The sequence below is a fragment of the Photobacterium sp. DNB22_13_2 genome, assembly GCF_052873915.1.
In genome coordinates this window covers 118,171-141,041 of sequence record NZ_JBNNXU010000003.1, presented here as the reverse complement: position 1 = coordinate 141,041, position 22,871 = coordinate 118,171, and the positions used below count along the sequence as shown (strand labels likewise).

Sequence of the window (22,871 nt, the reverse complement as noted above, 5' to 3'; positions counted from 1 at the left end):
ATTATACCGTCTAGTTAATGTATAAAACGCATTGGTAGATGCTGTTAAATAGCCGTAATTCACCCCGCTTAATACTTAATGGTTAACGCTGAAGTAGTACATAGGATAAAATATCGCGTTTTTTTGGCTTTTTAGCTGGAAATAAATAACCGCTTGGAATTGTTAATAAGATAGTTAGTCCGTCTCAAAAATAGGATGGTTGTTTATCTTTGTTTTTTGCATATTTATTAGCCTGTACCTATAAATATTACCTGTCTAATGGAGTAGACATGTGAATACAGGAGTAACATCAATATTGATAACTAGGATACTATTCCAATGAATATTAAGTTAGTTGGCATATTCACTGCCTTAGCACTGGCAGCTGCGTCATCAGGTGCTCACGCTTACAGCTATAAATCCTATTATAAACATGATTATAAGCCTGATTATAAACACGAATACAAGCCACAAATTAAGTATAAAAAAGCCAAGTATAAGTCGAAAAGCTGTAAATCTAGCAATGAGTATTACGGGTCTAAGAAAAAATACAGTTATTCCAAGTGTGACCACTACTATGGTTACTAACTAAATATATGGTAGCGACAGCACAAGTTGTTGTCGCTAACTCATTGTCTTGTATGCAAAGGATGTTTTTCTTTAAGGTGATATATGTTTTTTAGTTCGGAGTTATTATATCGATGTATTCTGTTTATTGGTTTCGCTCTATAATTTACCTCATATTTCCTTTGCTTGTGGCTTGTAATGATTTTAACCATGAGCCGGAATATTCCCCACCACTTGGATTAATGCAACCGGATAAGCCTGATTCCACCTATGAACCGGAACCCTTGGTGATTGCCTCGGGAACCTTGAAGCCCGTAGGTGAAGTAGAAGTCGGATCTGAAGTATCAGGCAGGATAATTGAGTTACTGGTTGATTTTAATGATGTTGTCCAAGAGGGACAAACGATCGCACGTATCGACCCGAAATTTTTTGAAGCCCAGATTCGTCAAGCCGAGGCCTCTTTGCTTAATGCAAAGGCGTTGGTCGCAATGAAGAAGGCATCTTTACGTCAATCTATACGTTCTTTGAAGCGAATAAAGGCCCTTAATAAACGTAAAGCTGTGTCGCAGAATAGTTTGGAAGAAGCAGAGACGAATGTATGGGTTGCGGAGGCTGAACTGGAGCAGGCACTGGCTGTTGTGATTAGCCATGAGGCTGAGTTGGAAGAAGCAAAAGTGACCTTATCCCGCACCGAAATTCTTGCCCCCATTGATGGTGTAGTGCTATCCCGTGAAGTAATGAGTGGACAAACCGTTGCGGCGAGTCTCGAAGCGCCTAAGTTATTTAAAATCGCCCACACTTTAAATGAAATGGAAATTCACGCCAGAATTGATGAAGCCGATATTGGCCAGATCCGTTCAGGACAGGAGGCTGAATTTACCGTACCGGCTTATGGTGAGAGACGGTTTATAGCTAAGGTTGAACAAATTAGAGTCGCCCCATTGGTTGTTGATAATGTCGTGACCTATACCGTTGTTTTATCGGTAGAAAACACAGGTGACTCATTACTGCCCGGCATGACAGCCGTGGTTGAGATCACCACCGATGAGACATCTGACAGCACAAATGCGAGTTACACTTCACGCATTGAGGAGTCGATGACGTCAGGCGGGATACGCTAAATGTTAATTAGGTTTTAACGCAATGAGCTACTGGTTGTATCTTTCTAATGCGCTGAGAGTTATATATCGTCATCGACTTCGTAGTGCCCTGACGATTTTGGGCATAATGATTGGTGTGACGGCAGTCGTTACCGTGATAGGCGTTGGTGCGGGCAGTCAGCATCAAGTATTACAGCAGGTCGAAAGCTTAGGTGCCGATTTACTGTTTATCGAACCCGATGTGATGGAAAGCGGTGGTGTGAGAATGCAAGGGCACTCATCGACGCTCACAGTCGATGACATTACGGCTATACGGAATTCAGTCCCCAATGTCTTAGCCACCTCTCCGTCTGTCTTTGCCGAGGGGCGGGTCATTTACGGATCTCGTAACTGGATCAGCAGGATACAAGGTACGACTCGTGACTATCTAGTACTCAGAAAGTGGGGAATAGCGCAAGGACGCATGTTCAGCGAGTATGAAGAAAAGCGAGCAAAGAAGGTAGCAGTACTGGGAGAAAGTGTCGCCACTGCATTGTTTGATAGTGATAGCGCTATAGGCAACACCATTCGAATAGGACAAACCCCTTTTAAGGTTATTGGGGTATTACAACGTAAGGGGCAGTCCCCTGGAGGGATGGACCAAGATGACAGGGTACTTATACCTCTTTCTACGGCCAAGCTACGTATTATTGGGTTGAGTAAAACCCGTCCAGGAACTATCCACTATGCCCACATTCGGGTTGATGACCAAGATAAGATCAGTGAGAGCATCAGTCATATACAGCGACTCTTGCGGCGTCAGCACCGACTTCCAGATAATAAACCCGATGACTTTATCATTAATGATTTAACTGAACTTCAAGAGAGCATGGCCGATGCCACTCGCTCGATGACCTTTTGGTTGGCATGTGTTGCGGCCATATCGCTGGTCGTGGGCGGAATTAGCATTATGAATGTGATGCTGGTGGCGGTTCGTGAAAGGACCGAAGAAATTGGCCTGCGCCGGGCATTGGGAGCAACGCATAAAGACATCAGAAACCAGTTTATTATTGAGGCAACTTGTCTTACCACGATTGGGGGGCTTTCTGGTCTCGCTTTGGGAGCTGTGCTGGTGTTTGTGGTTGCAACAATGCGTAACTTTCCGGTGATGATCACACCAAGCGCCCTTGTGTTAGCGCTTGGCTCAGCTTGCTTAGTGGGACTTGTTTCGGGGCTGTATCCTGCTCTAGTTGCCTCTCGGCTTGACCCTATTCGGGCGCTGAAGCGAGAGTAATTTTTGCCGATACGAAAAAGCATGAGGATAAATACATGGGGGAAAGTGTATCGTCATTGGTGCAGTTGGACACAGTTAGCCGAATTTACGCGATGGGCCAAACGGATGTCACTGCGCTAAACGCTGTTTCTCTTTCCATATGTGCCGGGGAATACATTGCGATAACCGGTACGTCCGGTTCTGGCAAATCGACTTTATTGCAGATCATTGGATGCTTGGATACACCGACAACAGGGCGGTATGTCCTCAATGGTACCCGGGTGGACGAGCTCTCAGACTTTGATCTTTCCCATGTACGCAACCATCAAATTGGGTTTGTCTTTCAAGCTTTTCATCTGCTGCCGCAATTTAATGTTTGCGAGAATATCGAATTGCCTCTTCTTTATCGAAAACTAACTAGCCAGCAGCGCGAGAAAAAAGTCAAAGAAGCGTTGGGCAAGGTCGGATTGAACAAGCGTGGTCTCCATAAACCTCATGAGCTTTCAGGTGGTGAGCGGCAAAGGGTCGCGATAGCCAGAGCGTTGGTTGGCTCGCCGTCACTTTTGCTAGCTGATGAGCCGACGGGTAACCTGGATCATAAGACCGGTGAAGAAATCATGCATATTATTGAAAGACTAAACGCTGAGGGAGTGACGGTGGTTATGGTGACGCATGATCTCGAAAAAGCACAGCGTGCTCGTCGTCGAATTGAAATGCAAGATGGCAGGATCTTTTGACCTTAACGGTGATCACCGTACCGAGTATGTTCAATATCAAGTTTTAATAACAAGATGATTGGCCATGAAGTGACGTTAGTATAAATGCATACTTTTCAGTTTGGTCGCTTGCCTTGATGATCTTTGCCATAGATACTGGTTGTCGATTTAAGGAGCTTGCTTAGGAGATCATTGGGTTGGCTAAAAAGTATTATGTCGTCTGGAAAGGACGAAAAACGGGCATTTTTACATCTTGGGCTGAGTGTAAGGCGCAAGTTGATAAATTTGCAGGCGCAAAATATAAGTCGTTTCCAACGAGAGAAGAAGCAGAGTGTGCATTTGGGGGACAGCGAGCGGGCAACCCGTCGGCTCAGAAACCAAGCAGTGCTAAATCCGTTTCTAAGACAAGCAAGCCTAAAAAAGCACCGCTGACTCAGGCTCAAATTGATGATATGCCATTTGAGATAAAGATATTCACTGACGGCGGTTGTGATCCTAATCCCGGTGAAGCTGGCTCAGGGATTTCAGTTTACGAAAACAATACATTGACCGAGTTGTGGTACGGCATGTATCAATCATTAGGTACCAATAATACCGCGGAGCTCAATGGTTTAAATCAGGCATTTTTACTGGCAAAAGAGAAAATAGCTAAAGGTTATACCGTGGCTATTTATTGTGACTCTAATTATTCGATCCAGTGTATCACGCAGTGGGCGAAAGGCTGGAAATCGAAAGGATGGGTGAGGCCTGGAGGTGATATTAAGAACCTCGATCTGATTAAACCTATGTATGCGTTATACCAAGAAATCGAAAAGAAAGTGGTGATACATCATGTTAATGGCCACGTCGGGATTGAAGGTAATGAACTGGCTGACCGTATGTCGATTGTTGCCATTGACGCTAAAGAGGAAGGTTTGAGTTTGTATCGTGAGACCTCTGATATTTCAAAAATTCTCGCATTGCGAGCTGGCTAATTAAGCGTAGACCCAGAAAAACAAAAGCCAGCGTGTTACACGCTGGCTTTTTCAGTATTAGAAACTGAATTACGCGTCAGCTTTCTTAACTCGAATTTTGCTTTTAGCCAAACTGGTCAGATTCAGGGCTGTGATGGCTGCTTTCGCTTCATCGTCATTTGGCATTTCAACAAATGCAAAACCTTTTGACTGGCCTGTTTCTTGGTCTAAAACCAGAGTACATTCTGCTACTGAACCATGAGTTGAGAATAGAGCACGGATTTCATGCTCAGCAGTGGTGCGCGCTAGGTTGCGAACTAATAGTTTCATGATTATCCATCTGGATGATAAGTTACGTGCGGATTGTCGCAGGTTCGCCTACGCAAACCAAGATAAATAATACCTACCAAGCAAACGTCTGAATCATGTTCTGTTTAGTGATGGGATTATGGGCAATATCCTGATTGATTTTGTCCAAGAACGGCTGGCGTGCCGCTGGTAACATACCGCGCATTGGCGAGATATTATTACCGTGGTCGCCCCAGTAGTAACACGGAAAGTCAACCAAGCTCTCCAGCAAGTATTTTTCTTCTTCCAGTATTTGCAGGGGAGTCGGCAGGGTGAACTCACCGCGATTAATTTCCCTTTCTAACTCCGAACCCGGTTGTACTGCCAGCGCCATCGGCGCAATGGCATCCGGCTGCATGATATTGAGCAGGCTAGTGGTATTGACCGCATGCTCCACAGAGCGTGCTTTTCCACCAAGGCCGAAAATAAATGATGCCAGTACCTTTATTCCCGCCTCTCTTGCCATATCCATCCCTTCGATAGCGTGTTCACGGGTCATGCGCTTCTTGATCCGTTCTAGGACAATCGGATCACCCGACTCCAAACCGGAATAGGCCATGCTCAAGCCTGCCGATTTCATTTCTTTTAGTTCAGCAATGCTTTTGCGACGAAAATCATTGAAGCCAGAATAAAGCGAGATGTTCTTGAGCTCTGGAAACGTGGTTTTGAGCTTGTCCAAAATCTTCAGCAGCATGTCAGTTCTAATTGCCATCACATTGCCATCGATCAGGAAGATTGATTCTACACGAGGGTAAAGCATTCGCGCCTCGTCAATATCGTTGAATATGTCTTCAATATCCCTGACTTTGAACCGCTTATCGTCAAACATGGTACAGAAAGTACATTGGTTGTTACTGCAGCCGAGTGTTGTTTGGATAAGTACGCTCTCGGCCTCCATCCAAGGGCGATAAATTTTACCTTCATAGTGCATAAGACACTCCTCGAACATGAATCGGAATTGATGCGGTGCAGTCTAGCGAGACGTAATGACGTTGATAACTCGGCTGGACGTGAAATGACAGTTAATGAAAATTTAATAATGAAGGAATTGTTAATAAAAACTTAAAACTCATTCGCTGTTGAGCTGAATTATCATTTTCGGTACGCCACATATAATTGTCGCCAAGCAGTCAATGATGAGCCCGACTGAAGTGTGTTGGGCCATTTATCACGCATTCTATAAAGAGGTTATTTCCCATGAAAGCAATGGTCATTCGTGAATTTGGTGGTGTTGAAGGCTTTGAACTGGTACAGCTTCCTAAACCAGAGGTAAAAGCCGGTAATGTGTTGGTGCGCATTGCCTCAACCAGTGTGAACACTATCGATATGATGATCCGTGAAATGGGTGAGGGCCTACCGTTTTCACCTCAAGCTCCAGCCGTATTGGGTATGGACTTCGCGGGTGTTGTTGAAGCCGTTGGTGAGGGCGTCACAGAGTACACAATAGGCGATGAAGTCTTTGGTTGTGCGGGTGGTTTGGGTGATTTACCAGGCACATTGGCTGAATATATTTTGGCGGACGCTAAGCTGATTGCATACAAGCCGAAGAATTTATCGATGACAGAAGCCGCAGCCCTACCATTGGTTGGCATTACGGCTTTTGAAGGCTTGCAGCGTGCTGGTATCGACCAAGGTCAGAAGGTATTGGTACATGGTGCTGCTGGTGGTGTGGGTCACGTTGCCCTTCAGCTTGCCCGTCATTTTGGTGCTGAAGTGTATGGTACTGGTGGTGCAGGCGAGCAAGCAGCCCTTATCGAAGAACTCGGTGCGACAGCGATTGATTTCAAAGCTGAGTCTGTGGCGGATTATGTGGCAAAGCATACTGATGGCGAAGGTTTTGATGTGATTTTTGATTCGGTCGGTGGTGCAAACCTCAATAACTCTATTGAGGCGGCAAAGCTCAATGGCCAGATTGCGACGACCTTGTCGTTCCTGGAGTTGGACCTTTCGATGGTTCACATGAAAGGCCTTTCGCTGCATGTGATCTTCATGCTTATTCCGATGATCCACAACAAAGGCCGCGAAGAGCACGGCAAAATTCTAGAGGCGCTGGCTAAAATTGCAGAAGCCGGAGAGCTGAAGCCAGTCGTTGATGCTCAGCGTTTTGCTCTGGAAAATGTTGCAGCGGCACATAATCACCTCGCGAGCGGTCAGGCGATTGGCAAGGTCATGATTGATATAGCTTAAAGGACAGAAGCTCTTCTCTTATTTTAAGGCTTGCCTAAGTGCAAGCCTTTTCATCTTTTCATACCCCTATCAACCTCGTTGGCTATTTGGAGTACATTGGCCAAGCAAAACAAAAGTGAGATTCCGCTATCAGGGGATGTTGTTGTAAGCTAATAAAACCTTCGTGTATTTGGTTCCTGTTGATGAATATTGAACACCTTCGGCTGTTTGTCCGGATAGCGTCTACCCATAACATTAGTCAGGCTGGGCAGGAGCTAGGCCTTTCACCGCCTGTGGCTAGCATGCATATCAGTAAGTTGGAGGAAAGTTTGGGCGCGCGTTTGATACATCGTACAACGCGCAAGGTGTCATTGACCGAGGAAGGGATGGCATTTTTGCCCCACGCCGAAGAAGTGCTACGAAGTGTCGACTCGGCCCGTGCGTCAGTGGGTACTGCTGCTGGTGGATTGCCGCATGGGACATTACGCATCACTGCTCCGGCGTCTTTTGGCCGTATGCACCTTATTCCCGCACTTAAAGGCTTTTTGGCTAAATATCCCGATCTTTCGGTTGATATAAGGCTGACCGATTCCATTATTGATCTGGTTGAAGGGGGATTTGATGTTGCTATTAGAAATGCCGAACTACAGGATTCGAGCCTGATCGCCCGCAAGCTCGCCGTTGATAAGCGCATCATGTGTGCCTCGCCGCAATATCTTGCTGAGCATGGTAAGCCGTCTTCCCCAAAAGAACTTATTAACCACCTTTGTATTAATCATACAGGGTTGGAAGGGTGGCGCTTTGATACCCCTGACGGTGTACAGAATATCAAGGTGAAAGGCAGTATCAGAGTCGACCATGGTGAAGCGGTGCGTGATGCCTGTGTGCATGGGATGGGCATTGCAATGTGTGCGACTTGGATAGCCTACGAGCACTTGGCGCGGGGAGATCTTGTCCAAATTCTCGAAGACTACCCGTTGGTGGATGAAGCTGCGATTTGGGCAATTTACCCTAGTTCACAGCTCCTTGCGCCAAAAGTGCGGGCATTTGTCGACTATTTCGCCCAGCACTTCGGTGCACCACCTTATTGGGATCTGGAATTGAAGGGGTAGGGCCAAGAACATTGCTTCGCCCTCGATGATTGATGTCACTAGCGGAAATCAAATAACTCTGTATGGAAATGTGCCATATCGAAATCTTCATTTTTCAACTGCTGGGTAATGGCCTTGCCAAATGCCGTAGGGCCGCAGAACCAAACGCTCGAATTCAATAAATCGTCGGTGCGTTGCTTTATATCGGCAACAGTCAAAAAGCTATTTAGGCGATTATCAATAACATGGAACTCAACATTCGTCCCATAGGTCGCTGATTCTAAATCGCGAATGAGCTGAGGTGATGGGTGTTCAGTACAATAGTAAAAGATCACCCGTTTATTGCTACTGTGTGATTTCAACTCGGATAATCTTGCCTTGAAAGCTGCACAGCCTATACCGCCTGCAATCCAGATCTGCGGCTTGTTGTCATTGAAGTGAAAGTGCCCATAAGGACCTTCTACTTCAACCTGCTCACCGACCTGTATTTGGTTGTGGATATTCGAGGTGAAGTCACCCAAGGCTTTTACCAAAAACTGCACGGTTTTGTCTTTGCCTCCCGCAGACGTGATGGTAAAGGGGTGCGGCTCCTCCCCTTTGATGGTTAAGAAAGCAAACTGCCCAGAGTCATGACCTTTCCATTTCGGCACATCAATATCGATAAGAGTGGTTTTGTTTAGCTCGTCGTGTTGGAGGTACGTTACTGTGCCTTGATATTTTTGCTGTTTGCCAATGAGTCCGAGTAGGCTAATAAACGCACTGACCGTACCTATTAATACGATGCTGATAACGACAGGGGTGATTAAGCTGCTCCAGTATGCATGTTTTAGCAATACTACAGAATGATAGGCAATAACTATAAAAGCGACCGCCATCAGCTTATGGATAAGCTTGAATCGCTTGTATTTTATCGGGGCGAATAGCGCAATCAATGTTAGCGCGATGAATAGATACAATGTCCATTCACCCATCGATTCAGCACTACTTCGCAGACCGCGGATCGTGTTGTAAAACGAATCAGGATCGATCGCGTGGTTGGGTTTGGCTCCTCTATCGAGTAGACCGTAGCGAACTAGTTGCTTTGGAATGATCGCGAGTAACCAGTGAACGGCACCTAGCAGTACACCGTAAATAGCTAACCATTTATGCAATCGATATGACTTGTCGAGGCCAGAGGTTAATCGCTCAATAAACGGTAGGCGTAATGCCAGGACCATGACCATGGTCAATAGTAGGATCGAAGTGATCCCTGTGATTTGGATAAGGGGGCTCCGCCATTGCATCAATGTGGAGTTACTGAATAAGTTTGGCTCAGCTTGTAGCCAGATAAGGGCGCATAAGACAATAAGCCCAACAGCTGTCAGATAGAGTTTTTTCATAGTACAAGCTCCTGTTGAGCTTATACTTTACCGCGCTGAATGTAATCGAACGCCAGTTGGGGTAAAGGTGTGTAAAGGGCGGGAACTTTCCCCCTTAAACAGAAAAGTTGTTCTGGTTAAGGGGGATATAATTCACTTTAATTAGGCCGGTTGAACTTGCTGAATGCCGATAGCATCCCGGTTGCGGATAACAAAGCGAAGGCGAAGTAGCATCAGTAGCGCTGCAACGGTCAGGCCGGTAACAATCCCGACCCAAAATCCGGTCTCGCCCATGGCGGGTACCACTTTATCTGTTAGCCCCATCACCATACCCAGAGGCAGGGCTAGGCCCCAGTATGCGCTAATCGCCAAGATCATCGGTATCTTGGTATCTTTGTAACCACGCAGGGCACCATTTGCTGAGGTTTGCAGCGCATCACTCATCTGGTAAACCGCGGTATACACCAGCAGTGTTGCTGCTGTTGCACTGATCACCGGATCGTTTGTGTAGAGGCGGATGATCCAGTCTGGGAACAGCAGGAAAAATGCCACAGAAACCAGTGATAGCATAGCGGCGACGATAATACCGAACAGGCTTCTTTCCTTCGCACCTTGTTCGTTCTTCGCACCCAGCGCGTGGCCGACACGGATAGTAATACCGAAAGACAGGCTCATCGGGATCATATAGGTCATGCTGGAAATGTTCAGGGCGATTTGCGCGGCTGCCACATTCTCGGCACCGATACGGCCGATAAGCAAGGCAATAACTGCAAAAATACTGCCGCATACGGCGATATTCATACCAATTGGCACCCCAAGTTTTAGCAGGTGCAGACAATCTTTCAGCCTTGGTTTGATGTCGGCGAAATGAATGATTTTCTTATAGTGATGATGTCCCTTGATGTATGAATACAACAGCCCAGACATAACCCAGTAGACAATACTGGTTGCCCAGCCACAACCAACGGCGCCAAGGGCTGGGAAGCCAAACTTACCGTAAATCAGCACATAGTTAATTGGGATGTTGAGCAATAGTCCGATAACCGAAACCAGCATCGGGGCGCGGGTGTTGTTCATTCCCTCACAAAAGCCGTTCAGGGTGTAGAACAGGGCAATGCCTGGTACACCGAAAGCCAGTGCCAGTACATAATCACCGGCAATAGGAATGATCTCCGGTGCAACCCCAATACCACTGAGTATATTGCCACCTTGCGACAGGTAGATGATCACTAGGCTGCTGACGAAGGCCGCAACCCAAATCATTTGGATAAATTCGATACGTACCTTGTCGAGCTTATTCGCACCACGGTGAAAAGCTACCACCGGTGTTAATGCCATTATGATCCCGCGCAGCAGCAGCGAAACGGGTAGCCAGAGGCTGGTCCCCAGAGCGATAGCGGCGAGATCGGCTGCACTGACCTGTCCGGCCATAGTGGTGTCGACAAAGCCCATCGCTTGAGTCGCGAGCTGAGTCATAATGATAGGGATCGACAGATGTAGCAGCGAGCCGGATTCTCGGCGAAAACGAGAAAAAAATGTTGTACTTTGTTGAGCGAGTTTTTGAGTCTTATTTTGCATTAGGATTTGATAACACCTATATAAATGCACCAATGAAAGCAGGATGGCGGGTGTGCATTTTAGGGTGTGCCCTTCAGGGCGGGGGGAATATATCCAGCCTTTGCATAAAGTGCAAGGCCAGATATGTAAGTGGTTATGGTAATCAGACGATTAAGTGCTAGCTATGCTTGCCACGCCACCAAAATCACCCCAAGGGTGATCAAGGCAACACCCAGCCAGTTTATGGCACTGAGGTTTTCGCCAAGTAACAACACGCCAAATACAGCGACCAGAACCACACTGAGTTTGTCTACCGGCGCAACCTGTGCAGCTTGGCCTAGGCTCATCGCCCGAAAATAACATAACCAAGAGGCCCCCGTCGCTAGGCCAGATAGCACCAAGAACACCAAGCCTTTTGTCGATAAGGTGTCCAGTGATTGAAATTGTTTGGTGAAAAAAGCAATGCTGCCGACCATCACCAAAATTACACAGGTACGGATAAAAGTGGCAAAGTCGGAATTTATGTTACTTACTCCGAGCTTGGTTAAAATAGCCGTGAGTGATGCAAATATCGCGGACAAGGCTGCCCAAAAAAGCCAAGATGTTTGAAGCATGGTGATATCTCTGAAGTCAATTAGATCGCTTGTACGTCTGGGCTTACTTTGAAGCCCCGGATGATATTGCTCAGGGTGATTAATGCAAAGACAATAATGACACTTGATAAGTGCCACGGTTGGCTAAGACCTAATTTCACCAACCCCATACTGACAATTGATGAAGCGATCATTTGACCGCCGCCCGACATGGCCGCTGCTGCGCCGGCTTGCTTTTTATATGGCTGCATCACCATCGCCTGTGAGCAAGGAAGGGCAATACCGTTACCTAGAATCATCAGGAACTGACCCAGCATCAGGTATAGCGGTTCAACTGGGCAGAAGAACAGCCACAGCGCGGCACCTACATGCAATACAGGAGTGAAGTACAGCATTTTTTGTGTGCCGATCTTAGGTCTTACCCTGTTCGTCAGGGTGGTACCTATCAGCATGCCTAGGGCTGGGATCAATGCCCACATTGCGTATTCATCGGACGTCATGCCAATCTGGTTCTGCATAATAAAAGGCATCACCGACACGGTAGTGATCATCAGGCTGAAGTTGAGCCAGCTAATACTGGCAAAACTCATGAAGTAGCTTGAAGTAAGCAGTTGCCAGTACTGCTGAGCCATTTTCTTGGGGGATGGCACTTTTGAAGTCTGTTTCATGGTTTCCTTGAAGCGAAAAGCAATCACCAGCCAGACCAGACTGACATAGCCAAGCAGAGAGGTAAAAACCATGGTCCAGCCAAAGTGGAAGTTAATGAAGCCGCCAATGACAGGTGCCATCAACGGGGTCAGTGAAGCGGCCATTGCGATGTAAGACATCGCCAATGGTAGCTCTGCACCATTGAATCGGTCACGGGTCGAAGCTCGAGCAAGTACTGCGCAGCAGCCGGTCCCCAGGCCTTGGAGAAAACGCCCCATTACCATCCCGGTAAATGAATGGCTTAGCGAGATGATCATTAACAACCCACATAGAGCAATCAATAAACCGGTCATCAGAACTTTCTTGCGACCTAAGGCATCCGAGACTGGGCCATAAAGAAACTGCGAAGGACCAAAGCCAAGTAAGTAGACACTGACGAGAAGCTGTGCTTGGTCGAGGGATATTTCAAAGTCTTTAGCAATCCAAGGCAGGGATGGGAACACCAAACCCATACTCAATTGGCCAACACTGATGATCAGGCACACTAGCCCCAAGGCTTTCCAGAAATTACGGTCGGTCATTACAGGTTATTATCCTTGTGGCGAGTATTTTTGTGACGGGTACGCAATGCGCCTTCATCATCGAATTGGCTTAGCTTGCTTTTCACACGTTTGACGGTGGAAATACTGACCTCACAGCTGTCTGCAACATGCTGGAGCTTGTGGCCTTCAAGTAGCAAGGCGGCTATTTGTTGGTGCTTCTCGCGATCAGCTGGGCGGCCACGGAATTTTTGCTGCCATAATTCAGGATCTTGCTTCATGGCTTTACGGCTATGCTCGGCGGCAAGCAGTCTGCGACGGGTTTGTACTGTGCCATAACCACTGAGCAGTGATAGCAGTACTCGGCTAGATTCTGAGTCAGGAATAAAGGTCAATGGTTCGGACAGTGTTATTAGCGTTACCCCTTTGTCGAGTAGTGCTGATACGGTTGCCTGAACCTGATTGAAATCATGCCCAAAGGCCGTTAGCCACCATACCCATACCCGATCCCCTCTTTTGAGGTTATCGAACATGTGGCGAAAGCCCATACGCTCAAATGGTTCGACATCTCCACGCACACGATCTTGCACCTGTTCAGCTTCTGGTTCGGCGGAAAGCAAGGCATCAAGTTGTTGCTGGTGGTCGGTATTTTTGGGGGAATAGCGTGAATAGATGTATTTCGCCATAAAGCAAAATTCAGCTCACTTGATGTAATGGCTCATAAATATACCTTGAGAGGTCCATAAACGCAATGAATAGAGATTGGCGAGGGTCTATTCTGCGTTGACCGTCAGTGACTTCACCAGGCTGTTATTTATTCACTTGCATCACCAGCTTACCGCTATGTTGCTGCTCTCTAAGGTGCTTGAGAGCCTCGGGAAGCTGCTCAAATGAATAGGTGTGATCCACCATGGGATCTAGCTTACCTTCGCTTACTAGGTTGGCGAGTTGGTTACCGATATCGGCGAGATGCTGAATATGTTCGATGTGCCCGTGGGCGTAGGTGCCGTGCAGCGCGACCTCATGCAAGCTGAGTGCTTTAGTGGTGGCTAATAGAGGGATCTGGTTGAACTGATCGGCTATCATCACAATATGGCCGTTGTAGCGAACCAAGGCGCTCATGGTGCTGCCGGATTTGGCCGATACACAATCAATCACCCCGTGGACAAGCTTATCTTCGGTGTATTCAATGAGCCGCATGGCGATATTTTCAGTCTGTGGGTCAATGACTTCGTCAGCGCCATAAGAAAGAAGCCGTTGGTGATGCTGTCCGCCGGCAATGGCATAGACGGTGGCGCCTAACTGTTTTGCCAGTTGGACCGCGAATCCACCCACGCCACCCCCGGCGCCGGTAATGGCAATGCTTTGTCCTGCTTCAAGCCGCAACTTGTCATGAATCGCAATCCAGGCTGAATAGCCAGCACAGGGAAGAGCGGCAGCTTGAGTAAAGCTGACATTATCGGGCAAGCGGCTAACCGCATAGGCTTTGGCTTTGGCGTATTGGGCGAAGCCACCGCCGTCGCGTGGATCGATAAACGCCATTACCCGATCGCCTGGTTGGAAGTGGTGTACATCTTTTCCGACTTTGGTGACTGTGCCTGCAATGTCCAATCCGATAATTTGCGGGTAGTCCCAGGTAGCGTAACCCCAATGGGCAAGCTTATAGTCGATAGGGTTTAGACCGACAGCTTCAACCTTGATACAGACATCGTCAGCTGATGGAGTCGGTGTCGAGGCCGTTGTCAGTACCAATTGGTCGATACCTTCCGGCTGGTTTAATTTCCATGCTTTCATTGGCCACCACTGTAATCTTTATTGTATTTTTTTTCCTTTATTAACAATAAACCAAATTTTCTATTTTGGGCTGTAAGACAAGAGTTAGTCGGATTGAAGTGCAAGTAGATGTTCGAAGGCGATGAAATAGGGCTGTTATAGGTCAGGTTGAGCCAATAAAAAACGCCTCTTGATCAAGAGGCGTTTGATATATAGAGCACTGAAGCGAGATAGGCTTGGCTTAGCCTAGGCGCTCGTTGAGGTACGCTTCGTAATCTGGGATTTCGATTTCTACTTTTTCCGCCAGTTTTGGCGAAGAAATCATAAAGTTTGCACTGGCGCGGTTGGTGGCAACCGGAATGTTCCATACCGCAGAAATACGAAGCAGTGCTTTCACATCGGGATCATGCGGTACTGCATTGAGCGGATCCCAGAAGAAAATCATCATATCAATCTTGCCTTCGGAAATCAGTGCACCAAGCTGTTGATCACCACCCATTGGGCCGCTTAGCAAACAGTTGACTTCAAGACCCGATTCTCGCGCAATCATATGGCCGGTTGTACCTGTGGCATACAAGATATGATTTGTTAATTTATCTTTGTGCTCATTGACCCAGCGAAGCAGGTGGGTTTTACAGTTGTCATGAGCGACAAGCGCGATATGTTTTGATTCTTCCATTGTTCGGGTTGTTACGTGCATCTACTACTCCACAGAGACAAAATTGATAACAGCTATCGGACACAGTGTATTGCTAGAGTGTGACAGCTGTGTGGTACTATCTTTTAGCCATATGTAATGGATTGCACTTGATGTGAGAAAGCTTGTGCAACTCAATTTGAGGCGTTGAGTATAAGTACCAGAGCTCGTATAGGAAGTACAAATAAATCTTTCCAAACCATTGGTTCGGTAACAGAAATCGACTATGTGGGACCAGCGATTGCTGGCCCCAGGATAGAATTACAGCAAACTGAATATTATTGAGGTTGATATTACGGTGCTTCTACATGGAAGACTGGGCGAAACTCTGCAGGGGAAAGGGACTCGGCGATCACCTTACTGTCTAGGTTTTCTGGTGTCAGTAGAGCAAGGATCGGGGCGAGATCTTTTTTCAACGGTTTGCCTTCAAGATACCTGACTGCTTGATCGACAGACAACATCGCCTGCTGGGCCATTTTGTCGGTTGGAGCGAAGAGAATCTTGCCGCGAAGCAGTCCACGGTAAACACCATGACTGAGGTAGGTCGATAGGATCTTGGTTTCTTTGTTTAAGTCTTTGGCCCTTAGTTCACTTATCGCCACTTCTGCCGACACTGCGCCTCCGACGATGTAGTCGAAGTGCTGCTCGGATGCCAGTAGTTGCTGGATCAGGTTGCGTTGCAACTCTTTGCTATGATCAGCCCACAATGTGGTGACAATATGAATATCGCTACCTTCCGTGGCATCATAAAAGCCTTGCACAACGGGTTTTGTTCCGCCACGTTTCTGTGGGCCAGGCAGTAGGGCTACATTGACCATACCACTGCCACTGGGGTGGCGCTTAGCTAAAAATTCACCAGTACTATAGCCCATTTGATACCAATCTACTCCCACACGGGCGATGACTTTGTCATTGCTGTCTTGGTTACTGGTATCGAGATAATTGATGGTGGCAAAAACCGGAATGTCGTCAGTTAATTGAGTCAGCCTATTTTCATAGGCTAGGCTATCAACTGTACCCAAAATAATGGCGTCAGCATGCCATTCTCGGCAGTCCGCAAGTTGGCTCTGCTGTTTGTCGAGGTTCGGATAACCACCGGCTTCGAGCACTTTAAGCTCAACGCCTAGTTTTTTTGCATGTTCTACCATGCCGTAATTGACGGACAACCAATAGGAGTCCTTCAGGTGCGGGTATACGGCACAGAGCTTCCAGGGTTTACTGGCTTTATCTAACGGTTGGTATTGGATGTGTTTAGCTTGTTTGTCGGCCTCAAAAGGAGGGGTATAGGCGATAACCTCCGCTGCATAGGCGGTTTGGCTGATACTGGCAATTGCCAGCAATGTCATCGCTATGGTCTTTATCATGTTGTAACCGTCAGGAAATAGGGCTGTTTGGGTATCTTAAGCTGGTATAATAGCATTTTTACTGTTTCCTGTTAGGTGTGCTTGCCCGTTCCCATGTTGTCATGGTTGATTGAGCTGCAGGCCTTCTTTCTCTGCCACGGTTTATATATATGACCCTTACTCCCAGTAGCATTGGCCAGAAACTGCTGATTGCTTTTTCCATGATGGCTGGCTTGATGATCATTGCAGTGGTGATTGGTGTTGCCGGTTTTTCCCTGGTGGCCAAAACCGAGCGGACGGTGATCAATACAGCTGTTCCTGCCTTAGTTGAAGCCCGCCAATTATCTGATCTCAGTACTCGTATTATCTTCAACGCCCAGGTATTGGCTAAATCGAAAGATGAAAAAGAGCGCGAGCAGCAAGGGAAGTCGTTGACACTTCATATTCGCGCACTCAATAACAGCCTGAATTCCCTTGATCAATATGCGTTTGAGCCTGAGTTGATGACACAGCTAGAAACGGATGTGAGGAACATCGTTAACAATCTGGCCATGTTGGGGATGTTGGTCGGCAAAAAGCTTGAGTTAAGTGCTCAAGTGCGGGGGCTTAATGACACCATGACGCTGGCGACTAAACAAATCGATGAGCTATCCCAGTCACAAGTATCCAATGCTAATACCATTGCCGTTGCGAATGTTTCCCGTATCTATGATTTGGTTGAAAGAGGCAACAAGGAGGCGGTGTTTAATGCCCTCGATAGTTTGGTTGAGGTCGATATGGATCTCAGTGAGCGCCTTTTCGAGCTGCGTTTTCTCTCATTGCAGGTTATCAATATGCTTGATGACAGCGAGCAAGTAAGCACCCTCAACGACTTGAATAAACTGAAGCAACGTTTTGAGTATGCGGTAGGTGTGATCCAGCAACGGGTGAAATCGGTCGAAGATCCAAGCCGTTCTGAACAATTATTAGAGCAGGTAAAGGCGCTCAATAATGATGGTGACTTCTTCGCAGATATGGAAGCGTTGATCCATGCCAATCAGGATGTCGAACGGATGGAGCAGCAAAACTTGGTGCTGTTCCAGCAGTTGAACCAAACTGTAGACGGTATTATTCAGGCAGCCAATATCGGTACTCAAAAGGCGGTAACCCAAGTTGATGAGACCCTTACCATCGCAAGAAATAGCCTGATTGCGATTTCTGCTTTGGGGATGGTGGCACTGGTGTTGATCATGTGGCGGTACGTTTATGCTCGAGTGATCCGTCGAATCAATGATTACAGCAAGGCCTTGATGGCGCTGGCACGGGGTGACTTGGAAATTCGGTTGCCAACACAAGGTGATGACGAATTGGCGCAAATGGGACGGGCTATTATGGTTGCCCGCGATACTGCTTACGAACGCCATAGGTTGGCACAAGTCGAGTCGAAAATCCGTTCCGAGTTGCAACAGCACAAAAACAGTCTTGAGCAATTAGTGGCGGAACGAACTAGCCAATTGGAAAAAACCAACGAGAAGCTAAACCAAGAGGTTTATAACCATGCTAAGGCCCGCTCGGAAGCTGAGCAAGCCAACCGGGCGAAATCAGCATTCTTAGCCACGATGAGCCACGAGATCCGAACGCCGATGAATGGGGTTCTTGGGACGGCATCCTTGTTAGCCGATACCGGGTTAAATGACAAACAGAAGGAGTATTTGAAGGTCATTAACCGTAGTGGTGAAACCCTCCTCGATATCCTTAATGATGTACTGGACTACTCGAAAATCGAAGCGGGTCACTTGGATATCCGTCCTGCGAATTTCTCACTGCATACTTTGGTGAAAGACGTCTATAGCCTGTTTGCTGGCAGGGCGCTGTCTAAGCACATTCGCTTGGTTACCGACATTGATGACACTGTCGGTGAGCACTGGGTAGGAGATGCGACACGTATCCGCCAAGTTCTCGCCAATTTAGTCGGTAATGCCATCAAATTTACCGAAGATGGACAGGTTACCGTGCTGGTATCGGCATCGGCCCATGAGCCGTCTCGTTTGCATATTGAAGTGGAAGATACCGGTGTTGGTATCCCGTTGCATGAGCAGGAAATGATGTTCACTGCTTTCCACCAGTCCAGTGAAGGCCGTCAGGCTGTAGGAGGGACTGGGCTAGGCCTTGCCATCAGCAAGCGGATCATCGAAGCCATGGGCGGTGAGATTGGTCTTAGTTCGTCGCCCGGCGAGGGGAGCTGTTTCTGGTTTACCTTAACGCTTGAGTCCGGGGAGCAGACTGAGAGCCTGAGTGTTGAGATGGGAGCGAGCTTGCCTGCGGCGAAGGTACTGCTGGTGGAAGATAACCCGGTAAACAGCTTGGTTGCCGAAGGCTTCTTGCGCCGTTTGGGCCACCAAACGTTGATTGCAGAAGATGGCCATCAGGCAAGAGAGCTCTATGCTGAGAATGACTTTGATATTGTATTGTTGGATATCAACCTGCCAGATACTGATGGTGTAACCTTGCTGGGCGAACTCAAGCAGCTGAAAGCAGCGAGTGATAGCGAAGGGGAGGGAAACAACACCCCGTTTGTCGCTTTTTCTGCCCATGTCTTTAATGAAGAAGTTGAACAATATTTGGCGGCGGGCTTTGCCGGATTCTTGCCAAAACCACTGGTAGAGCACCAGTTAGTCGATGTGCTGAATACGATTCTGGGCGGTATTGAACGTGTTGGCGTTATTGAAGAAGATAGCGCTGGGGAGCAAGTCCCAGCTGAGCGAAACAGTGATAATGATAAAGAGCATGAGGTAACCACAGCAATGACAGGACAAATGCCGATATTGGATAAATCTGTATTGGGAAGCGATCTTCAAGTGCTAGGCCAGGAAATGGTCGAGAAAATGATATCCCTGTTTGCACAGTCGTCGAAAGAGACAATGGCGAAATTGCTTCCTGCGATGGAGAGCGGCGATCTAAGCTCTGTATCCAGCTTGTCTCATAATCTTAAAGGGGCTGCAGGTACCATGGGGCTGCGCCAGCTTCATCAGGTGTGTTTGGAGATTGAGCAGTCGGCAAAAGAAGGATATGTTGACCCAGGGGCGGCCAATGAATTGGGAGCAGTGCATCAACAATCACTTATCGCATTGAACCAGACTTTTTCACCTGGAAAATAAAAGGTATTGTAAAAGGCTGCGAAGTCGCAGCCTTTTTATTATTTTTCGCTATAGAACGCTGATTTTGGTGCGTTGGGGATGTCACCCGTTTCGGTCGGGTTGCTAGGATCCCCGCTCCATTCAAACCAGCCACCATCATAGACACTGATGTCTTTCCACCCCATCACATGGGCGTAGAAAAAGACTTCTGACGCCCGCCAGCCTGTTCCGCAATAGAATGAAACGGTCTGTGATGCGTTGATCCCCCAATCATTCCAGAACTGGGTCATGATACTTGGGCTCATCATGGTGTCATCCGGGTTGCGAAAATCTTCCAGATGATAAGCATCCGAACCGCCGTGGCCCCATTTTGAGCCCTTAATCCGGCCTTTGGGTTCGATGTAGCGGTAGCCGCTGGTTTCACCGGTATATTCCGCCCAGCTACGAATACTGACCAAAGACTGGTGCTGAGGATCAGCCAGAATGTCTCTGGCTTGCGGGACATCGACAATATATTGCGGGTTGGCCGGAATTGCTCGGCCGAATTCTACTGGCTCGGCGCGGTTGCGTAGCGGTTGGGTCGATAGTCCTGCATTGACCCAAGACTGCCAGCCGCCATTGAGTAGGCGAACATCATCGACACCGGCGTACATTAACAAGCTTGCGACGCGGGCGGCAGCGGTATTGTCGCGGCCATACAGGATCACAGTCGTGTCGTGGGAAACACCCAACTCTCTGATAACGGCTTCCAGCTTTTCATCATCAACGCGGTTCCACCAAGGTTCAGACTCTATGGTGTTGGTATTGAGGTAAAGGGCTGAGGGAATATGGGCTGCTAGGTATTTCGTTGGCGGTCCCCAAGCAACTTCTACGATTTTAAAGCCTTTGGCTGGCGGGTGGATCACCTTTTCGTCATTAATCAGCTGATTAAGCCATTGCGCAGGTACTAGCTGCTGGTAGTTGTCTAGCGCAGTCAATTGCCCTGAATAGTTGGCAATGGATTGGTCGATTGACTTAACGTTATTGCTGCCTAAGGCTTCAAGCTGAGACTGTAAAATGTCGGCTTTCTCTGGCTGACAGTAGAGGTATGTTGGCTTAGTAAGGTCAATGCCACGGTTTTCTAACTCGGCACGGACAACCTGAGGGCGAAGCGTTGATAGCCAGTCGGCATCGAAATTGATAGCGCCGGGGAAGTGGCCACCACGTGTATGGTTGGCTTCAGGCCAGCCGATATAGTGATTACTCGACCGACAGTCGATGACTTGGAAGTCTTGGTTATTATCGGCGGCTAACTGGTCAAAAGTTGCCGCCATAAGTTGGGGACTGATAATTGTGGCGGTGGAAAGTAGTGTCCACTTCATGAATTTCATATGAAATACCCAGCATAAACAACAAAGCCAGCATTATATAATGCTGGCTAGGTATTTTATTGATATAAGTAACGTTTGAGTCGCTTAATTGGCTGGCGTCGCCGTATTTCTCGAGCGGCTCACATTATTACCATTAGGCTTACGGTTACGTTGACCCGGCTTTTGGCCGCGTGGCTTTGCATCGCTACTACGTGTATTTTTGCCATTGCCATTGCCATTGCCATTGCCATTGCCATTGCCATTGCCATTGCCGCTGTCCTGACGTTTGCGCTGCTGGCCATTAGCATTGCGAGGATTTTTTTTGTCGCCTTGCGATGAACGATTAGCACCACCATTGCCGCCCCGGCGTGGGCCAGATGAACGTTTTGGCTGGTTGCCCTTCTCAGCGTTGTTTTCCGCAGACTCTTTAGGAGCCTTAGCTTTCTTTGGTTTTTTCGCTTTTAGCGGTTTGATCGCTAGCGAATTAGGCAGTGCAGCTGTTGGCTTAAAGCCCACCACATCTTTACGCTCTAGGTGTTTTTGAATTAATTGCTCAATGGCATTTAGCTCTTTGACTTCTTCTGAACATACTAGAGAAACAGCATGACCATTAGCACCAGCACGGCCTGTACGACCAATACGGTGAACATAATCTTCTGCAATATTTGGCAGGTCAAAATTCACAACTTGTGGTAACTGATCAATATCAATACCACGAGCGGCTATATCTGTTGCAACCAAGATGCGAACTTCACCGGTTTTGAAATGTGCCAATGCTTTGGTACGCGCTCCTTGGCTCTTGTTACCGTGAATAGCCGCTGCTGTGATATCACGCTCTTCAAGGTATTTTGCCAATCGGTTAGCACCATGCTTGGTACGAGTGAAGACAAGCGCCTGTTGCCACTTTTTCTCTTGGATAAGCTTGGTCAGCAGGGCTGGTTTTTTCTTTTTATCCGTTGGATAAATCCATTGCTCTACCGTTGTTGCTGTACTGTTGCGCGGGGTCACCGAAATCTCAACCGGGTTGTTGGTCAGATCACGAGCCAATTCACGAATTTCTTCAGAGAAGGTGGCAGAGAACAGCAAGTTCTGGCGTTTAGCGGGTAGCTTCGCCAGAATTTTTTTGATGTCGCGGATAAAGCCCATATCCAGCATACGGTCGGCTTCGTCCAGAACCAGAACTTCAAGTTGGTTGAACTTAACGGCATTCTGACCCATAAGATCCAGCAAGCGGCCAGGAGTCGCAACCAGTACGTCAGCACCTTGGCGCATGCGCATCATCTGTGGGTTAATTTTTACACCACCGAAAACAACAGCAGAGCTAAGCGGAAGACGCTTTGAGTAAGTTGCTACATTTTCGCCCACCTGAGCGGCAAGCTCGCGGGTTGGGGTCAGTACCAGTGCGCGGACTTGGTTTGCGCGTACTACTGGGCCTTTAGACAGAAGCTCGAGAATTGGCAGGGTAAAGCCTGCAGTTTTACCTGTTCCTGTCTGTGCAGCTGCCATGACGTCACGGCCTTCCAATACCGCAGGGATAGCCTGAGCTTGGATCGGAGACGGGGTTTCATAGCCTTGGTTGGCAACAGCTTCAAGGATTGGGGTACAAAGGCCCAAAGAGGCAAAACTCATAGATAATTCTCATTCGGAAGAAAAATTTGATCTGCCTCACACAGGCAGCAAGCCGGCTAGCTTACAGCAGGATCGAGAAAAGTCCTAATTCTATGCG

19 protein-coding genes are annotated in these 22,871 nt (G+C 47.7%); 7 read left to right on the top strand and 12 right to left on the bottom strand.

Going from position 1 to position 22,871, the window contains the following annotated elements:
• Positions 1-788: 788 nt before the first annotated feature.
• The 4 genes from ACVA58_RS06130 to ACVA58_RS06115 all read left to right on the top strand — a co-directional run bounded on the left by ACVA58_RS06130 (position 789) and on the right by ACVA58_RS06115 (position 4,588).
• Positions 789-1,667, top strand: coding sequence for an efflux RND transporter periplasmic adaptor subunit (locus ACVA58_RS06130; protein WP_446509565.1), 879 nt, complete (start codon positions 789-791; stop codon positions 1,665-1,667).
• A gap of 22 nt (positions 1,668-1,689) precedes the next feature.
• Positions 1,690-2,919 (top strand): ABC transporter permease, encoded by a 1,230-nt coding sequence (locus tag ACVA58_RS06125; RefSeq protein ID WP_446509564.1) that lies wholly within the window; start codon positions 1,690-1,692, stop codon positions 2,917-2,919.
• A gap of 35 nt (positions 2,920-2,954) precedes the next feature.
• Positions 2,955-3,635 carry an ABC transporter ATP-binding protein gene (locus tag ACVA58_RS06120; RefSeq protein ID WP_446509563.1) on the top strand — a complete coding sequence of 227 codons (681 nt, stop codon included), beginning with the start codon at positions 2,955-2,957 and terminating at the stop codon, positions 3,633-3,635.
• 176 nt (positions 3,636-3,811) lie between these two features.
• Positions 3,812-4,588, top strand: coding sequence for a ribonuclease H1 domain-containing protein (locus tag ACVA58_RS06115; protein WP_446509562.1), 777 nt, complete (start codon positions 3,812-3,814; stop codon positions 4,586-4,588).
• 69 nt (positions 4,589-4,657) lie between these two features.
• On the opposite strand, the gene ACVA58_RS06110 is transcribed toward ACVA58_RS06115, so the two are convergent.
• Together ACVA58_RS06110 and ACVA58_RS06105 are read right to left on the bottom strand one after the other, a co-directional pair.
• Positions 4,658-4,897, bottom strand: a complete 240-nt coding sequence (locus ACVA58_RS06110; RefSeq protein WP_107351609.1) for an RNA recognition motif domain-containing protein — start codon at positions 4,895-4,897, stop codon at positions 4,658-4,660.
• 73 nt (positions 4,898-4,970) lie between these two features.
• Complete coding sequence (locus ACVA58_RS06105; RefSeq protein WP_446509561.1) at positions 4,971-5,846, bottom strand: radical SAM protein; 876 nt, start codon at positions 5,844-5,846, stop codon at positions 4,971-4,973.
• A gap of 266 nt (positions 5,847-6,112) precedes the next feature.
• Here ACVA58_RS06105 and ACVA58_RS06100 point away from each other — a divergent pair, with 266 nt between their 5' ends.
• Together ACVA58_RS06100 and ACVA58_RS06095 are read left to right on the top strand one after the other, a co-directional pair.
• A complete protein-coding gene (locus ACVA58_RS06100; protein WP_446509560.1) occupies positions 6,113-7,102 on the top strand; it encodes a zinc-dependent alcohol dehydrogenase family protein in 990 nt (329 codons plus the stop codon).
• A 182-nt stretch (positions 7,103-7,284) separates the two neighbouring features.
• Entirely contained in the window at positions 7,285-8,193 is a 909-nt protein-coding gene (locus ACVA58_RS06095) for a LysR family transcriptional regulator (RefSeq protein ID WP_446509559.1), read from the top strand.
• 38 nt (positions 8,194-8,231) lie between these two features.
• Here ACVA58_RS06095 and ACVA58_RS06090 read toward each other — a convergent pair whose 3' ends face one another.
• From ACVA58_RS06090 to torT, 8 genes are all read right to left on the bottom strand, one after another.
• The gene (locus ACVA58_RS06090; RefSeq protein ID WP_446509558.1) at positions 8,232-9,551 is read right to left on the bottom strand and encodes a ferredoxin reductase family protein; all 1,320 of its coding nucleotides are present in this window, start codon (positions 9,549-9,551) and stop codon (positions 8,232-8,234) included.
• Between the two features lie 141 nt (positions 9,552-9,692).
• Positions 9,693-11,108: an MATE family efflux transporter gene (locus ACVA58_RS06085; protein ID WP_446509557.1), complete on the bottom strand. Its 1,416-nt coding sequence runs from the start codon at positions 11,106-11,108 to the stop codon at positions 9,693-9,695.
• Between the two features lie 161 nt (positions 11,109-11,269).
• Positions 11,270-11,701: an EamA family transporter gene (locus tag ACVA58_RS06080; RefSeq protein WP_446509556.1), complete on the bottom strand. Its 432-nt coding sequence runs from the start codon at positions 11,699-11,701 to the stop codon at positions 11,270-11,272.
• 20 nt (positions 11,702-11,721) lie between these two features.
• Positions 11,722-12,909, bottom strand: a complete 1,188-nt coding sequence (locus ACVA58_RS06075; protein WP_446509555.1) for a multidrug effflux MFS transporter — start codon at positions 12,907-12,909, stop codon at positions 11,722-11,724.
• Complete coding sequence (locus ACVA58_RS06070) at positions 12,909-13,553, bottom strand: recombinase family protein (protein WP_446509554.1); 645 nt, start codon at positions 13,551-13,553, stop codon at positions 12,909-12,911. Before ACVA58_RS06070 ends, ACVA58_RS06075 begins: the two co-directional genes overlap by 1 nt.
• 124 nt (positions 13,554-13,677) lie before the next feature.
• A complete protein-coding gene (locus tag ACVA58_RS06065) occupies positions 13,678-14,661 on the bottom strand; it encodes a zinc-binding dehydrogenase (RefSeq protein ID WP_446509553.1) in 984 nt (327 codons plus the stop codon).
• A 220-nt stretch (positions 14,662-14,881) separates the two neighbouring features.
• Entirely contained in the window at positions 14,882-15,340 is a 459-nt protein-coding gene (locus tag ACVA58_RS06060; protein ID WP_446509552.1) for a methylglyoxal synthase, read from the bottom strand.
• A gap of 290 nt (positions 15,341-15,630) precedes the next feature.
• Positions 15,631-16,701 carry a TMAO reductase system periplasmic protein TorT gene (gene torT / locus ACVA58_RS06055; RefSeq protein ID WP_446509551.1) on the bottom strand — a complete coding sequence of 357 codons (1,071 nt, stop codon included), beginning with the start codon at positions 16,699-16,701 and terminating at the stop codon, positions 15,631-15,633.
• A 149-nt stretch (positions 16,702-16,850) separates the two neighbouring features.
• On the opposite strand from torT, the gene torS reads away from it, so the two are divergent.
• Positions 16,851-19,817 carry a TMAO reductase system sensor histidine kinase/response regulator TorS gene (torS, locus tag ACVA58_RS06050; RefSeq protein WP_446509550.1) on the top strand — a complete coding sequence of 989 codons (2,967 nt, stop codon included), beginning with the start codon at positions 16,851-16,853 and terminating at the stop codon, positions 19,815-19,817.
• A gap of 38 nt (positions 19,818-19,855) precedes the next feature.
• Here the strand turns inward: torS and ACVA58_RS06045 are convergent, their stop codons facing one another.
• Positions 19,856-21,166 (bottom strand): rhodanese-like domain-containing protein, encoded by a 1,311-nt coding sequence (locus tag ACVA58_RS06045; protein WP_446509549.1) that lies wholly within the window; start codon positions 21,164-21,166, stop codon positions 19,856-19,858.
• A gap of 84 nt (positions 21,167-21,250) precedes the next feature.
• Complete coding sequence (locus ACVA58_RS06040) at positions 21,251-22,774, bottom strand: DEAD/DEAH box helicase (RefSeq protein ID WP_446509548.1); 1,524 nt, start codon at positions 22,772-22,774, stop codon at positions 21,251-21,253.
• Positions 22,775-22,871: the final 97 nt, after the last annotated feature.

Coding starts and splice junctions, on each gene's coding strand:
- ACVA58_RS06130 (WP_446509565.1), top strand. CDS start 789: ATGCAACCGGATAAGCCTGATTCCACCTATGAACCGGAACCCTTGGTG.
- ACVA58_RS06125 (WP_446509564.1), top strand. CDS start 1,690: ATGAGCTACTGGTTGTATCTTTCTAATGCGCTGAGAGTTATATATCGT.
- ACVA58_RS06120 (WP_446509563.1), top strand. CDS start 2,955: ATGGGGGAAAGTGTATCGTCATTGGTGCAGTTGGACACAGTTAGCCGA.
- ACVA58_RS06110 (WP_107351609.1), bottom strand. CDS start 4,897: ATGAAACTATTAGTTCGCAACCTAGCGCGCACCACTGCTGAGCATGAA.
- ACVA58_RS06105 (WP_446509561.1), bottom strand. CDS start 5,846: ATGCACTATGAAGGTAAAATTTATCGCCCTTGGATGGAGGCCGAGAGC.
- ACVA58_RS06100 (WP_446509560.1), top strand. CDS start 6,113: ATGAAAGCAATGGTCATTCGTGAATTTGGTGGTGTTGAAGGCTTTGAA.
- ACVA58_RS06095 (WP_446509559.1), top strand. CDS start 7,285: ATGAATATTGAACACCTTCGGCTGTTTGTCCGGATAGCGTCTACCCAT.
- ACVA58_RS06090 (WP_446509558.1), bottom strand. CDS start 9,551: ATGAAAAAACTCTATCTGACAGCTGTTGGGCTTATTGTCTTATGCGCC.
- ACVA58_RS06085 (WP_446509557.1), bottom strand. CDS start 11,108: ATGCAAAATAAGACTCAAAAACTCGCTCAACAAAGTACAACATTTTTT.
- ACVA58_RS06080 (WP_446509556.1), bottom strand. CDS start 11,701: ATGCTTCAAACATCTTGGCTTTTTTGGGCAGCCTTGTCCGCGATATTT.
- ACVA58_RS06075 (WP_446509555.1), bottom strand. CDS start 12,909: ATGACCGACCGTAATTTCTGGAAAGCCTTGGGGCTAGTGTGCCTGATC.
- ACVA58_RS06070 (WP_446509554.1), bottom strand. CDS start 13,553: ATGGCGAAATACATCTATTCACGCTATTCCCCCAAAAATACCGACCAC.
- ACVA58_RS06065 (WP_446509553.1), bottom strand. CDS start 14,661: ATGAAAGCATGGAAATTAAACCAGCCGGAAGGTATCGACCAATTGGTA.
- ACVA58_RS06060 (WP_446509552.1), bottom strand. CDS start 15,340: ATGCACGTAACAACCCGAACAATGGAAGAATCAAAACATATCGCGCTT.
- torT (WP_446509551.1), bottom strand. CDS start 16,701: ATGATAAAGACCATAGCGATGACATTGCTGGCAATTGCCAGTATCAGC.
- torS (WP_446509550.1), top strand. CDS start 16,851: ATGACCCTTACTCCCAGTAGCATTGGCCAGAAACTGCTGATTGCTTTT.
- ACVA58_RS06045 (WP_446509549.1), bottom strand. CDS start 21,166: ATGAAATTCATGAAGTGGACACTACTTTCCACCGCCACAATTATCAGT.
- ACVA58_RS06040 (WP_446509548.1), bottom strand. CDS start 22,774: ATGAGTTTTGCCTCTTTGGGCCTTTGTACCCCAATCCTTGAAGCTGTT.